We start from the raw sequence: 15044 nt of genomic DNA, 5'->3' as shown, positions 1-15044 counted from the left end.
TGACAGGATAGGGCTTTAGCCCGCCGCAAGCCACGGTTCTTTCGACCGTGGTGAGGCGTGTTATTGGGCTTGAGCCCTTGTCAAGCATAGTATTAATAGAACATATGTTTGACAATTTCACATCAGCAGAGTATTCTCTAAGAGCCTGTTTGAAAAGGGGCAACCAGTCAGGTGAGATACACTTGGGATATGAAAGCAAACCAAATCTATCCCACAGATCTGACGGATGCCCAATGGTATTGTATCAAAGAGTTGATCCCAGCGGCCAAGCCGGGAGGAAGACCCAGAACCCTACCCATGCGAGCCGTCATCAACGCGATCCTCTACGTGGTCGTGACAGGATGCCAATGGCGTATGCTGCCCAAAGAGTATCCCGCCTGGCAAAGCGCGTATGTGTACTTTCGCGCGTTTCGTCGCGATGGGACGTGGCTCCGAATTCATGAGACACTGCGTGCTCAGGTTCGTCGACGAGTTGGCCGTCACAAGCATCCAACCGCAGGTGCCCTGGACAGTCAAAGCGTGAAAACGACACAGGGGCCTGGTATCCGTGGCTATGACGCAGGCAAACACGTCAAGGGTCGCAAGCGCCATATCCTGGTTGATACGTTAGGCTTGCTCATGGCCGTTGTGGTCACGGCAGCCTCAATGTCCGACGCGGCAGGAGCCAAACTTCTGCTCAAGCGCCTGGGTGGGGCTTGCAAAAAGCTCCGGCGCATCTGGGTCGATGGTGGCTATCGCGGTCATCTGCTCGAATGGGTGATGCTGCATTTTCACTTTCTTCTCCAGCCCGTGCTACGTAGCGATGATCAGAAAGGCTTTGTTGTCCTGCCCAGGCGGTGGGTGGTCGAACGAACCTTTGCCTGGATCACCCAATGTCGTCGCTTGAGTAAGGACTATGAAACGCTGACAGAAAGCAGCGAAGCTATGATCTACATTGCTATGACTCGCTTGATGATCCGACGCTTGGCAAGAAAATGACCTTTACAAACAAGTTCTAAGAGAGATACCATCTATTGTGTGAGAGGAGGTCCTGAACATGGCAAAAGCCACGAAAACCATCAGGCAGGCGTTGCACTATCCGCCGCAGTATGCTGCCTACTTCGTGGCAAACCAGGTCCTCTTCAATCGCGTCGTGGCCTTTTATTTCGACTGTATCCAGGCACACGAAGGTCTTCTTGCCCTCAAAAATAAGGAGGCCCTCACAGCCCTGGAGAAACTCACGCATGCAACGGGTGCGAACCCCCATCCAATCATGCCACTCACCGATCTCGCGCCAGATATCCCGGCGATGTTCAGACGTGCCGCCATCAATGCGGCCCTTGGTTCGGCCCGCGCATTTTCCTCCTCCCTCAAAACATGGCGAGCACGGAAGGAGAAACACGAAGCCAAACAGACGAGATCGGGAGGGAAGAAGAAGCCATTCAAGGAGCGACCACCAGTCCCGCCCCGATCATGGAACAAGTCGGCTCCCTTCTATGCGGGCATCTTTCGTGAGCGCCATCATCACTCTCTCGTGCTCAAGGTCTGGACCGGTTCCTGCTGGTCCTGGCTCAAGGTTCACACGTTCTCACGCGACCTGCCCGAAGGGTTCGAGATGGGGAGCCCTTCCCTGGTGCGCATCAGGGATCGCTGGTGGCTGCATACTCCCATCGAAAAGACCTTCGAGACTCCCGCCAAAGTCGTAGAGCAACTCACCACCGCCCAGACACAGTGGGCGTGCCCTGACAGTGCTGGCTATCGCGGTCCTGGTCTGGCTGCATCTGCTTCAGGTGTGGCATCTTTTTGTGCTGGCGGTGCTCTTTGGCCTCTGCCGCTCCATCTTCAATCCGGCGTATCGCGCCATCACCCCGGATCTGGTTGAAAAAGACCATCTCTCCTCAGCTAACGCACTGACCGCACTCAGCTTACAATTTGGAAACTTCCTTGGTCCGCTGCTAGGTGCGGGTTTGATCGCGCTGGCCAACGGTTCTGCGAGCGCGGCCTTCGCCTTCGACGGGCTCACCTTTGTTGTCTCTGTCTGCTCACTCCTGGCGCTACGCTCGTTGCCACGTACCGGGCACTCGCCTGCCACTACGTCGGCCAATAGGCCACGAGGGATGTTTCTGGATATGCGCGATGGTTTTCGCACCATCCTCAACTCGACCTGGCTGTGCGGGTCGCTTCTCGCTGCCACTTTCGGCCTTGTGGCGTATACAGGAGCCATGTCCGTTGCGCTACCCAGGCTGGTTTTCGCCGTGTATAAAAGCGGCCCCTGGCTCCTGGCCGCGATTACCACCAGCGCTGCCATCGGAGGCATAGGCGGGGCCATCTTTGTCGGCCAGGTGCGCTTGCGCCATCGCGGCATCATCGCTTTCCTCGCCTACGTTCTCAGCGGTTTAGCTCTGCTTGTGTTCAGTCTGCCCATTGCACAGAACATACTCGTCTTTGTTGTGCTGCCCGCCGCTTGTGGCGTTGGCTTCGGCATGAGTACCATGGATATGATCTGGGTCAACCTGCTTTACGAATTGGTCCCCAACAAGAAGCTGGGCCGCGTCGTCAGCGTTGATCAGCTCGGCGCGCTCGGCATGCTCCCTGTTGGCTACGTGCTCGCTGGTTGGCTCAGCGACCAATTCGGCCCGACCTCGGTCTTCCTGCTCGGTGGGCTGATGATGGTGGTGCTGAACAGCTTGCTGCTGCTCTTACGCGGCAATCGCGAGATAGAGTAGGCAACAGTCTCACGCAGCGGCTTATCCGACTCTTGAGTACAAATGGATCTGAATAAGGTGATCTCATCCTTCACCTAGAGTCTGCCCACGGGTTGCGCAATCCGTGGGCAGACTCTAGAGTATTGTGGTTTACAGACGAGGAGGGCTTTCTTCTCTCCGACAAGCTGCTAGCCCAAAAATACTAATGACTGATGGAGTCCACAAAAGGAGTCCCATCCGTTTGTTTGACCGTTTCAGCTTGACCATGTGTGGGAGATCTTTTCTCGACACGTCTAATAGGTGAGAACGCCACCATCGGCATTCAAGGCCTGGCCGGTCATATAATGCGAGTCCGGGCCAACCAGGAATGAGACGATCGCGGCGACGTCGGCTCCATCGCCCATGTAGCCCAGTGGAATACGGGCGTTGCGTTCGACGTGTATCTCGGCCGGTGCCTGTCCCGTTATACGGGCGATTTCATGGTCCACCATATCCTGCATCGATGTTTCAATCATGCCTGGACAGACCGCGTTGACACGCACTCCGTACTTTGCTGCATATATGGCCAGCGTTTTCGTGATTGCCAGTACCGCCGCCTTGCTGGCATTATAAATGGGATGATAGGTCGTGCTGGCCATCTTCCCGGCAATAGAGGCTATATTGACGATGCGCCCGCTATTCTTCTGTTCTATCATATATTTGAGGGCCAGCTGGCAACAGAAATAGGTGGCCTTTGCGTTGACATCCATGATGTGATCCCAATGTTCCTCGTTTACATCAAGTGGTAAGGCGATGCGCTGAACGCCCGCGTTGTTGACCAGTGCATCAAGACGGTGAAAGGTCGAAAGTGCTGACTCGATCATACGCTGGCGGTCTTCAGCGTGCAGGATGTTCAGTGAAAGAGCAATCGCCTCGCCTCCGTTCGCACGAATTTCATCGGCAACTCGTGCAACGGCATCGCCTTGCAGGTCTGCCAGGACAACCTTCATCCCATCCTGACTCAAGCGCAACGCTATGGCGCGACCGATACCCTGTCCAGCGCCGGTGACAATAGCGACCTGTCCTTTTACAGACTGTTCCATATGTGGCTTCCTCTCTTTTCATTGAATGCTTGCTCTGGGATAGGCAGCGTTTTTGTCCACGTTGAGGATTCGTGGCTTGCTGCTATGTATGAGACGCCGTGAAGGTTTTGAGAAAGAACTGCGAGACCGCTTCCGCATTTTTGGGATGCGTTCCTTTTCCTCTTCAAAGATTCATTATAGAGGACAAAGTCAACAACGCACTGTCGCTCTTTCCCTCACGCGATAGGAAGTGTAAAGCCAAAGTTCGTCTTAAAGAAAGGCGCATTTGAATGAATAATTATACTATTTATATAATACAAGAATTTGGTATTTTCGAACTCCCCAAAAGACCAGGAGACGAAGCCATCGGCTCATTCGCTCACGCCAAACGTTGGTATTTTCCTCAAACGCTTTCTATCTGCCCTGGATTGATGCTGATGTGATGGCGTCTATGATGGAAGATGCATTTATCCTTCGCCGCCTCTGAAGGCCCCTGCATTCATGCCTGTCTTTTACCCACATTTTACAAAGGGAGATGTTTACTAGATCTTGACAGAGTGTGCAAATGTGCGTGAAACACTCCACACGGTTCCAGAAATTGGACTGGAAAGCCCCGGTGTTTCAACCCAGGAGATGCGCAAGTCGTTCCTTTTTGGGACGCGGTCGGGAAAATCGATGTTCCCCCAACCAAACTCCCCTTGACAGTTCCCACCTTCTCTGGTACAATTGTTCCAATTTACCAGAAGGAGCGTCGCTCTCGTCGATGGCGGACATTCCCACCAGCGTCCGGGTGCGAGCTCGGGTCGGACGAGAGAACCCATCACTGGGCGAATGAGGAGACCGCTGTCTCCGAAGCCCGGATGTGGAGGAGGGGGCGAGCCCATCGACCCAACGTCTGGCGGACCTGTCACCCGAACCTGTTCTTTAGGCAAGGAGCGTGACAGCCAACCCAGCCCCCCATCCCATTCCTGGCGGGGAGGAGCAGTCACTGTGGTGAGCCGTTCTTTGTGCGGATGGCGTCAGTACCGCAAAGCGTGAGAGAAGGCACTCAACAATGAAAACGGCGCACAAAATCCGGATGAATCCGACCCCTGAACAAGTGGAGTATCTCAAACGGGCCTGTGGGACGAGACGGTTCATCTACAATTGGGGACGGGAACAGTGGGAAAAGCAGTATCACGCGTACAAGCTGGAACAGGAAACGACTCCCGAAGAGCAACGTGTGCTCAAGCCCCCGAACGCTCTCGCGCTCAAGCAGCAGTTCCATGCCATTCGGGAAGCAGCCTATCCGTGGACCTATGACGTGACCAAGTGTGTGGTGGAGGGAGCCTTTGCCGATTTGGGAAAAGCCTACAGCAATTTCTTTGCCGGACGGGCAGCGTATCCTCAGTACAAGAAGAAAGGCAAATCTCACGAATCGTTTTATCTGGCCAATGACAAATTCACGATAGGCAGTCATTGGATCGCCATTCCTGGACTTGGTCGCTTCATCTTGGATCAGCGCAAGCAGCAATCGGATCGAGGCAAGCTCAGGCGGAAGCTGGGAACGGTCAATCTGGCAGAAAAACTGCGCTTTGTCACGCAGGGGAACGCCTCCGTCCCAACGAAGAAGCGCACGCGACGCAAACACGTCCTGTGTGATGAGGTCAAGATTCTAGGGGCCACCGTGTCATGCGAAGCGGGGCACTGGTACGTGAGCATCCAGGTCGAGGTGACCCGTGAGCGACCTCCCACGCCCGAACCGGTGGTGGGAGTGGATGTGGGTGTGAAGCAGGCTGCTGTGGTTTCGGATGGACGCAGGCTTGAGAACCAAAAGCCGTTGGCACGCCATCTGGGGAAGCTCGGCAAGCTGCAACGAACGCTCTCGAAGAAGCAGAAAGCCAAAGACCCGGAAACGGGGAAAACCACGTTCAGCAAGAACTATCAGAAGCAGCGGTTGAAGGTGGCTCGGAAATACCAGCAGATCGCCGCCATTCGCCGGGATGTCCAGCACAAGTTCACGACCGAGATTGCTCGAACGTGCGGAGCCATTGGCATCGAAGACCTCAACATCCTGGGAATGATGGCCAATCGGAAGCTCTCACGCGCCGTTGCGGATGCGGCGATGGGACAACTCCTGCAGTTCTTGAAAATCAAGGTGGCGGCTTCTGGCGGAAACCTCTTCATGGCCTCTCGCTGGTTTCCCTCCACCAAGCGTTGTTCGGGGTGCGGCCACGTCAAGAAACGCATGCCACTGAAACATCGGACCTATTATTGCTTGGTGTGTGGGCTGGTCATCGATCGGGATCTCAATGCTGCTCTGAATCTGGAGCAGTTCGCACGCGATATGCTTCGCCACCTTCTCGCCTAAAGGTGGTCGTCCTGGGTAGTGGCTACGACCGGACGGAAAAGTGCCTGTGGAGCTGGTGTGAGACCGAAACGGGAGGGCTGATCCAAAGGTTCCCGTGCGCTGGCAGTCGGCTGTGAAGCAGGAACAACTGACCGCTCAGAGGCGTCTTGCACACCTTTGAGTATGAGAAAGGTAGCAGGTGAGAAGCCCGGGCTTTCTTCCCACGGTCTCTGTATATGTTTGCGTTTTGCTATTGTCTTGAGGCGGAGGTGTGATAAACGTTTCCAAGGAATCATGCTAGAGATATTGACAAATGGAGACGTCTCTGGTAGAGTTTTGCTAGAAAGAATGTTCTTGTATGAAATGCCAAGAGCGAGATTCACCGACACGAAGGACGTGTTGTTGGAAAGGGAGAAGGCACCAGGTGCAGTTGGTCGAACGACATCTCATTCGTCATCAGGATGCACGCTTTGCGGTCATTGATCGGGCAGCCTTTGCCTCCAAAAACCTCTATAATCAGGCCAATTACCACGTCTGGCAAGCCTTCATTCACGAGGGAACCTACCTGCCCTACGCTGCCATCTTCCATCGCTTGAAACAGCATGAGGCCTATTGTGCCCTGCCTCGCAAAGTCAGTAATGCCATCCTCATTCAGCTCCACCACAATTGGGTCAGCTTTTTTGCGCGTGATGGACGCCTATCGCGAAGACCCCTCTGCCTTCACCGGACGCCCCAAGCTCCCTGGCTATCAAGACAAGACCAAAGGCCGTTTCCTGCTCATCTACGAGAAAAAAGCCCTGGGCAAGAGGGCATTCAAGCGCACGGGCAAGCTGGTCCCATCAGGACTCCCCATCGAGATCGCGAACCAGATCACCTGGGAGGCCATCCGGCAGGTACGTATCGTTCCACGCGCTGATGGCTACATGCTGGAGGTCGTCTATGAACAGGAGATCCAACCGGCTGCGGTCAACCCGCAGCTTCGAGCCGCCGTGGATGTGGGTGTCAATGTGCTCGCAGCCATCACCAGCGACAAGCCCGGCTTTGTGCCTCGTCTGGTGAGTGGCAAACCCCTCAAAAGCCTCAATCAGTTCTATAACAAAGAGCGCGCCCAGCAGCAGCAACGCCTCGCGCATGAGAACCGATACACCTCGCGCCAGTTGGATCGTGTGACGACGAAGCGCAATCGCCGTGTGGATGCGTATCTGCACACGGCCAGCCGTCGGATCATTGATTTGCTGGTGGGCGAAGGCATCGGAACGCTGGTGATTGGCAAGAACCCCTTGTGGAAACAAGAGGTGAGTATGGGGCGCAGGAACAACCAGCAGTTTGTGCAGCTTCCCCATGCTCGTTTCGTTGAGCAGTTGACCTACAAAGCGCACCTGGTGGGGATCAGGATTATCCTTCAGGAAGAAAGTTATACCAGCAAGGCCAGTTTTCTGGACGACGACCCCATCCCACCCTATGAGGCCAACGCTGCTGAGAAGCTGGTGTTTTCAGGCAAGCGTGTGGCTCGCAGTTGGTATCGTGCCAGGGATGGACGCCTCATTCATGCAGATATCAACGGATCGTACAACATCTTACGCAAAAGTAGCTCCGACCCTTTGCAAGTGGGGCGAGGAGTAGCGGGAGCGGCAGTTCTCCCCAGACGGCTGGCCGTCTGAGCGGATGACGTATAGGCATATTCGTCATCATTTTAAGATACTGTATGGACTGGTGGCATCGGTTGCAATCTACTAACGGAGATAGTAGGTGAGGACAACATCTTCCCGGTTATGCCCCAGTGCACGCGATACTACCCGTACTGCTTCATGATCGACGGCTCCGCGTGGCAGGCGACCGGAACCGGGAGGCAGGGGACGACCTGAGAGATGTTGATAGTAGGTCTGTGCATATCGGCGGCGATAGGCATGGATATCAAGGTGTTTTGGAAGCTGGGCAAAGATATGCTCGTCTGGAGCGCGTCCCTGCACGACCTGGAGAACCAGCGCTTCTCGTCCTGGCAATACTGGTACCCAACGCTCTTTGCCCCCTTTTCCGCGTCGCACATGGACATATACCTGCTCTTCATCGACCAGTACATCACGAACAAGCGCATCTCGCACCTCGCTCCGTCGTAACCCGGTCGCATCCAGAAAGGCCAGCAGCGACTCGAAGTGGCGTGGTTGGAAATGGCGATTGTGTTCGTTTGAATGGCGGGATCGCCGAATAGCCTCACGACGGCGAGGCGGAAGTTCCAGTTGGTTCGCCAGTGTGGCCGATCCGAAAAAGAGTCTTCAGTAGTATTGAAAAAGTAGGGAAATCATGTTATAATGTGTGTATGGAGCATACATATTCACCAAAACAATTTGGAAAACTGATTGGAAAATCGGTCAATACCTTGCAAAAATGGGATCGCAAGGGGATTTTACCCGCGTTTCGGAGTCCGACGAATCGGCGCTACTACACACATGAACAATACTTGCAGTATCGTGGGCTGATTTCCTCCGAGCAGGGATTGGTGATCGCGTATGCTCGTGTGTCTTCCCCCTCACAGAAAAAAGACCTGGCTCTCCAAAAAGAAGCTCTGCGCGCCTATTGCCTGGAACATGGGATCAAAGTGGACCAGTGGATCGAAGACATTGGCTCTGCGCTCAACTACAAACGTAAAGGCTTCAATCAGGTGATCGAGCAAATTGAATTAGGACAGGTGGTGCAGCTCATTATCGGCTACGAGGATCGGTTCGTGCGCTTTGGTTATGACTGGTTTGAGCAGTTTTGTGAACGGCATGGAACCCAGATCACGGTTGTGAACGGCGAACCCTTCTCCCCCGAAGAAGAACTGGTGCGGGACTTGATGGCCATTGTGACCGTCTTCAGCGCCCGGCTTCATGGCCTGCGTTCGCACAGAAACCTGATTCGAGCGGCAGCTCTGGGAAAGGATATCAAGGATGATCAAGACACACAAGATCAGACTGTATCCCACGCCTGAGCAAGCCCATTACTTTGCAAGAGCCGCAGGAACCAGCCGGTTTGCGTGGAATTGGGCGCTTGCCGAGTGGAATCGGCAGTATGAGGCCGGAGAAAAACCCACCGCCTTGAAACTCAAGAAGCAATTCAACGAGATTCGGCGGGTACAATTCCCCTGGACATGGGAGGTGACGAAGAACGCCTCAGATCAGCCCTTTCTCGATCTGGGAAAAGCCTTCACCGCGTTTTTTGAAGGGCGTGCCCGCCGTCCCAAGTTCAAGAGCAAGAAAACAAGCAAACCCTCCTTTTACCTTGCCAACGATCAATTCGAGTTGGGGGATCATCGCATGTGGATCCCCAAGCTCGGATGGGTCAATCTGGCTGAGAAGCTGCGCTTCCAGGGCAACGTCACAGGCGCACGTCTTACGCGTCAAGCAGATTGGTGGTTTGTCTCCATCCAGGTCGAGATCCCTGATACTATCGCGGTGAAGAAACCAGCCGCTGTGGGTATCGATGTGGGGCTGAACCGCCTGACCACCTTGAGTACAGGAGAGGAAGTCGAAAACCAAGCCTTCCTTAAAACCACCCTCAAGAAGTTACGCCAGGCAAACAAACGCCTGCATCGTCGAAAACTGGGATCAAAGAATCGGGAGAAAGCGCGCCGACTGGTCGCCCGTCTGCATTATCGCATCACCTGCCTGCGCCAGGACGTCCTGCAGAAGCTCACGACTAGGCTGACAGACAGTTACGGGATCATCGGGGTGGAAGATCTCCACCTCAAGGGACTCCTCAAGAATCGCCGTCTCGCTCGCTCGTTCGCCGATGCCTCGCTGGGCACCCTCAGACGTCTGCTCGAGGCAAAAGCGGCGCAACGTGGGGGACAAATAATCAAGGTGGGCCGTTTCTTTCCTTCCAGTAAGACCTGCCATTGCTGCGGTTGGACGTGGGAAGCGATGACGCTCAAGGATCGCATCTTTGTGTGTCAGAATTCTGCTTGCCCGTATGATCAGTTTCCGCAGGATCGAGATCACAACGCAGGTCAGAATGTGTTACGGGAAGCCCTTCGCTTGATCGGGCTGCTTGATCAAGCCGTCTCCGGTACTGGCTCGGACGAAGACGCAAACTTGCCTGCGGACGCGGGGTAAGACCAAAAGGCTTCGGCCCGGAGGCACCTACGGATGAAACAGGAACAACGAAATTCGGTGTGAACGTCTGCTTGCATACGTTTGCATATGAAAATCGGAGCAGGCGAAACGCGGAACGCTCTGTAGTAAGGGTCCAGGGGCTATAGCCCTGTGCCTTTCGTTCTGAGAGATAGCCGGTGACCAGTTCATCTGCCCGTGCGTCGACCTCAGCGAGCCGTTTGAGCCCGTGCACATCCCGGCACCAATGCAGGAAACGCATAATCGCCCCCTGGTAGGTCTCTCGCGTCTGGTATGCGTGCATCTTCCCATCGGAAAAAGACCAGAAGGTCTCCCCGCGAGTGCGTGCCTGCGCTTTAGCTTCTGAGCGTTTCTCGCCCGGAGCCATGAGCTGGTTGAGTCGTTGTATGGCTTCATACATCAGCCCTGGTCGTTTCCCCATCTCGTTCTACTCGCTTTCGAAAACGTTCTTGTGTTGCGCTACAAGCCATTTGTCGTGTTGAGAATTTTCCGAAGCTGTACTACGAAACGTGGGTTGGCAGAAGGTGATGCTCCGCGATCTGTCCTGGTGCTCTCTCTTGTCTGTTTATTTCTCCGAGACGGAGGGAGAGATGCCATCCTTCGTGCCTGAAGGCGCACATTGGTACTGCCAGCGCTGAAGGCGGTCTGCAATGGCGAGCAAGCAGAGGATGCCTTCGTGGGTCTGGCATAACATATGCGCTACGTGCCCTGCCCCTGCACGATGCTGGTGGCAAGGCGATCCCGGACTTAGCCAGGCTCCATTCATCTCTTATGGATGAATAGCACTTCCACTCTTGTTGTACCCGACTGCGCGCGGCCGGTCAAGAGAGGCGAAGAGCGAAAGGCAGGCATTGGGGGTCCTCATCTCGCGTATACTCGCCTGTACGAATGACGCCTGTGACGCTCGTTTGTAGCGTGTTTCGGTTCGAGAAGCCCTGTAAGCACTTCCAGTGATGCCGTGATATGGCATATGAAAAGGTGGGGGGTGAAGGCAGTTGTTGTATGCAGCGTGAACTTCGCCGAAAACTGGGAAGAACTTCGCCCACTATTGGGTGGTTTTGTGGTTCCCTTTTGAACGGGTTCTTCAGTACACTAGGAGCAGGCCGTGTGGTGCTCACGTTGATCCCTTCCTGCCTCCCCCCACTATTCTCCAACGGCCATAGAGAGCGTGAGTGCCACATGACCTCATCTTTCTGAAAGGCGGACCAAACGACATGGTTGCAGGAGTGCACGAACTGCATTCGTTGAATGCTCCCAGACCTCCTTCGCTCGTCTCACGTGTCGGAGAGAACGAGGAGAAGGTTGCTGGACGAAATGTCCTTGCCCTCGTTCCCGCGCCGCTCCTCGAACGTGTGGAACAGCTTTTTGGCGCTGGGCAGGACCGGCGTTGTATCAATGGACAGAAATTCCTTGCCCATTTGCTCCAGGTATCGCATATCGAAGAGATTCCCCTTGCCCCTGGTGAACCTCCCCGGCAGGTTGCCGTGCTCTCGATCAAGAGCATTCGCGTGTTGTGTACCTCTCCCTCGTTTTCCTGGCCCTGGTGCTATGACACGACCAGCAAATACTTTTTGCTGTTACAGGCGGCGGGGTTGCTTTTTAGGGGGAAACAGCCGCGAGGCATGGGAGCATGCTACTACTTTCCACTGACCTCGACGCCTTGTCTGCCTGTGTGCACAGAGCAGGTGCAGCAGTTAATGACGCGACGCAAAAAAGTTGGGCGTTCACGCGCCTTGCAACGAGTTCCTCAGCAAATTGCGGATCTCCATCAACAGGGAAACCTGCAAGGGAGGAGAGAACGTAGCAGCACGTCACATCCTCTCTCAATGGCTCATCTGAATCTTGCGCCACCCCTTGAGCCACAGTGGCAGGAGCGTCACACGCAAGAGGTGGATGAGAGCCTGATAACGCCAGATGGAGGCGAGCAGCCTGAGCGAGAAGGTGCCGTCACGCACGTTATTGAGCGGCTTGTGGCTCTGCTGCACACATATGGGATACGTATCACGCCTGTCGTCAAAGCATCCATGCAGACACTGCTGATGGAAGAGCTTACCAGCTCAGCATCAGCATGCTCTGCACATCCACGTGTATCTGACCAGGGGCAGCATGTCACTTCGCCTTCGAAAACACAGATGAGTATGCTGAATGATGTCCTGGTGAAGGAACGAGCAACGATCCAACGAAACGGTCGATCCTTCGGCAGGACATCGACGGTTGGAGAGACAGAGCGTCGACCATTCATCGAAGCATCGGCGTCAACAGAAACAGGTCAACCCGGAGAAGACAGGTCTACCATCGAGGAGAATGCGAGACCTCTTCGTGAATCGTCGGCCCTAGCCGAAACAGGTCGACCTGTTGAGCAAACGTCGACCTTTGTGGGGGATAGTAGACCTCTTGCGGGAGAAAAAGTCGACCATTTGGGTGCACAAAAACAGACCCATACACACGCGCATGCGCACGCGCGCGCTGAATTCACTCATCTCACTTATTCTCTTTCACCAAAAAGAGAAAAAGAGAATAATGAGAATGAAGTGAAAGCATATCATCCATCACAACAGGTAGACCAATTGCTGATGGTCGACCTCAACGACGAGGAAGTATCAGGTCGCCCATATGTGCTCTCAAGTGAAGAGCCTGCTGATGACAGACAACTGTCTCTGGTTCCAGAGGTGGTATCTCTTGTCGAGAGCGGTGATGACGATGTGAGTGATGTCCCTCTCTCTCTTCGAGACCAGGTCCTGCAGATGAGGGCATACTTTGAGACCGCTCCTCGTGAGATGTTGCATGCGCTTGCCCAGGACCTGTCGCTGCGTTTTAGCCAGGGCAACGAGAACGCTGGCGCCTATCTCAAGCGATTGCGCGAGCATCCCGAGTGGTTGCACCTGGCCGCTGTAGATGCCCTGGTGCGTACCTGGCTCCCCGATCCTGGACGCCGCCCTGCCCGGTTGGGTGGTGGATGGGTGATGAGCAGGTATCGGGCCTATGTCGAGGGGCAGGAAGAGCCTTCTGCCGAATTTGTGGCCTGGGCGCGCTGGGTGATGGAAGGAGGGTTTTCTTATAACCATCTGGAGTGGGTACTCGAAGCCATATCGCTTCGGGGGACCGTGTCACAAGACGGGGGAGCGCGTCCTTTTCCTCAGGATGTGGTCGTTGATTCTTCCGCGTTACGTGATTTCTGGGTGGAAGGAGGTGCACAGGGAGTAGAGCGTCGCGGATATCTCTTTGTGCACCGTGATGGAGAACTCCTGACCCCTCAGGCGTATGAAAGCCATCGACAAGTTGGGTTAAACCATTTTCTTGCCACCCCCTATGACCCGAGTGACTCCGAGGTGATGTATGAGATACAGTCATATCTCACCTGGGGAGCATCCCAGAGGCTGCCCGCGGAGGAAGAACAGGCGCTACTCACTAATCTGCCACGCCCTCTGGTGCAATGGGTAAGTGCCCTGGAGAAGCGTATTGATACGGATCAGTATAGCATTGATGTGCGTCTGGCCCCTCGAATCCGTCGACGCGTCATTGAAATCAGAGAGATGGCCAGTCCAGAACGGGTCTGGCATCTGGGCAATCGGGATCATATCCTGTTATGGCTTGCGTGGTATGAGCATTCGGCGTGTGTTGTCTCTGAAGAACAGGAGAACGAAGAAGTCTATGTTTAGGAGGGGAATAGAGCTTGATGGGTTATAGTTATAAAAATAGGTGCATTGAGGTACAAGGAGATGAAAGAGCGAGAAATAATCAGGTTTGATCTGCTTTAATTGCTGATGTTTAAATGAGGGAATAGTGTTGCAGATTGGTAGTGTGCATGCTATTGTGGTGGAGCTCATTGTCTCGTGAGAGCAGTGGTAAATGCCATCCCAAGTGAGCAGGTTTGGCCCTTCAATGTAAGCACTTGCCCTTCCACTTGAGCAGCACAGCCATTGACTGTCTGAAAAGCCGCTCCAGAGGTGAATCGTTGTACACCGTTTTTGTAAATTCGCAAGAGATTGAAAATTGGCATCATTTTCCCTCGAACTTTGTCCTTTTCGCGGGGATGTAGTATAGACAATGTTTTTTACCCATCCCACAAAGGAGGAATAGTATGGCAGACCTTTCCAATCTCGCCCGCCAAGCAGCAAGCAGACCTAAGTTTGTTGCTCACATGATTGCGGCATACCAACAGGAAAAGCATCTGGATGATGCGGCTTTAGTGGCTCAACTCGGCTGCTCTCTGGACGATCTTATACACCTACGGCTCTGCACTCTTCCCCGTCCTGATCATTTCCAGGAGGATATAGAGCGCATAGCTAATCCCACGCAAAGGCCAATGAACTGACAAAGATTCTTCGTAGCTAAATTTTGCCGTATCGCTAATTTACAGTTGTTGAGTGCCGTGATCCGTCCCTAAAGCTATATTCCCTGATAACAGATCACGGCTGCTCAAGTGGAAGGGCAGGTGCTCATGTCGGAGGGCTAAACTCGCCCATGTCGTAGGTCATTTACCAATTGGCTTGGAATACTATTTCACCTGTATTGTGCTTCTCTGTGCGAGAAGATAAGTGTAAATTTGCGAAATAAGTGGGCGGATTGTTAAAAATTTTGATATTAAATGGGAGAGCAAGCAATCAATATGAATCGGCTCACAGAGAGATCTCGAAACTTCGCCTCGATGGGGAGCAAAAATTTTGTGCTCTGCTGTCCGTTCTACCTCCCATTTAATTGTCAAGATTTAGTCAGAATCCGCCCACTTAATTCGCAAATTTACACCCATAACTGCTGTGCATAAGGTAGTGACGGATACGCAGACCCCACAGGAAACGGTCCACCGTTTACGCGCACAGGGCATTACCGTCATTCAGGTATGAAATGCCCTGTGCATGAG

Annotated in this window: 9 protein-coding genes and 2 pseudogenes; 9 read left to right on the top strand and 2 right to left on the bottom strand. The window is 54.0% G+C overall.

The annotated features are described in order from the left end of the window. Window positions 1-189 precede the first annotated feature (189 nt). The 3 genes and pseudogenes from KRAC_RS57165 to KRAC_RS57155 all read left to right on the top strand — a co-directional run bounded on the left by KRAC_RS57165 (window position 190) and on the right by KRAC_RS57155 (window position 2705). Entirely contained in the window at window positions 190-978 is a 789-nt protein-coding gene (locus KRAC_RS57165) for an IS5 family transposase (RefSeq protein WP_007907679.1), read from the top strand. 58 nt (window positions 979-1036) lie between these two features. Then, window positions 1037-1726, top strand: a pseudogene (locus tag KRAC_RS57160) (RNA-guided endonuclease TnpB family protein); the annotation flags it as partial. Window position 1727: 1 nt separating this feature from the next. Next, the gene (locus KRAC_RS57155) at window positions 1728-2705 is read left to right on the top strand and encodes an MFS transporter (RefSeq protein ID WP_007922743.1); all 978 of its coding nucleotides are present in this window, start codon (window positions 1728-1730) and stop codon (window positions 2703-2705) included. Between the two features lie 272 nt (window positions 2706-2977). Here KRAC_RS57155 and KRAC_RS57150 read toward each other — a convergent pair whose 3' ends face one another. Then, entirely contained in the window at window positions 2978-3766 is a 789-nt protein-coding gene (locus KRAC_RS57150; protein ID WP_007922735.1) for an SDR family NAD(P)-dependent oxidoreductase, read from the bottom strand. A gap of 1033 nt (window positions 3767-4799) precedes the next feature. Between KRAC_RS57150 and KRAC_RS57145 the strand changes: the two genes are divergently transcribed. Next, window positions 4800-6095, top strand: a complete 1296-nt coding sequence (locus KRAC_RS57145) for an RNA-guided endonuclease InsQ/TnpB family protein (protein WP_007922734.1) — start codon at window positions 4800-4802, stop codon at window positions 6093-6095. Window positions 6096-6498: 403 nt separating this feature from the next. After that, window positions 6499-7735 (top strand): annotated as a pseudogene (locus KRAC_RS57140) (RNA-guided endonuclease InsQ/TnpB family protein). A 72-nt stretch (window positions 7736-7807) separates the two neighbouring features. Here the strand turns inward: KRAC_RS57140 and KRAC_RS70055 are convergent. Further along, window positions 7808-8215: a tyrosine-type recombinase/integrase gene (locus KRAC_RS70055; RefSeq protein WP_274532248.1), complete on the bottom strand. Its 408-nt coding sequence runs from the start codon at window positions 8213-8215 to the stop codon at window positions 7808-7810. A 176-nt stretch (window positions 8216-8391) separates the two neighbouring features. On the opposite strand from KRAC_RS70055, the gene KRAC_RS57130 reads away from it, so the two are divergent. The 4 genes from KRAC_RS57130 to KRAC_RS57115 all read left to right on the top strand — a co-directional run bounded on the left by KRAC_RS57130 (window position 8392) and on the right by KRAC_RS57115 (window position 14498). Beyond that, window positions 8392-9042: an IS607 family transposase gene (locus tag KRAC_RS57130; RefSeq protein ID WP_007922732.1), complete on the top strand. Its 651-nt coding sequence runs from the start codon at window positions 8392-8394 to the stop codon at window positions 9040-9042. Beyond that, a complete protein-coding gene (locus tag KRAC_RS57125; protein WP_007922731.1) occupies window positions 9002-10165 on the top strand; it encodes an RNA-guided endonuclease InsQ/TnpB family protein in 1164 nt (387 codons plus the stop codon). The genes KRAC_RS57130 and KRAC_RS57125 overlap by 41 nt, the downstream gene beginning before the upstream one ends. 1232 nt (window positions 10166-11397) lie before the next feature. Then, entirely contained in the window at window positions 11398-13842 is a 2445-nt protein-coding gene (locus KRAC_RS57120) for a hypothetical protein (RefSeq protein ID WP_007922730.1), read from the top strand. A 422-nt stretch (window positions 13843-14264) separates the two neighbouring features. Next, window positions 14265-14498, top strand: coding sequence for a hypothetical protein (locus tag KRAC_RS57115; RefSeq protein ID WP_007922727.1), 234 nt, complete (start codon window positions 14265-14267; stop codon window positions 14496-14498). The last annotated feature ends 546 nt before the right edge of the window (window positions 14499-15044 follow it).

The organism is Ktedonobacter racemifer DSM 44963 (assembly GCF_000178855.1).
Taxonomy (GTDB): domain Bacteria; phylum Chloroflexota; class Ktedonobacteria; order Ktedonobacterales; family Ktedonobacteraceae; genus Ktedonobacter; species Ktedonobacter racemifer.
This window is presented reverse-complemented; position numbering and strand designations above follow the sequence as displayed.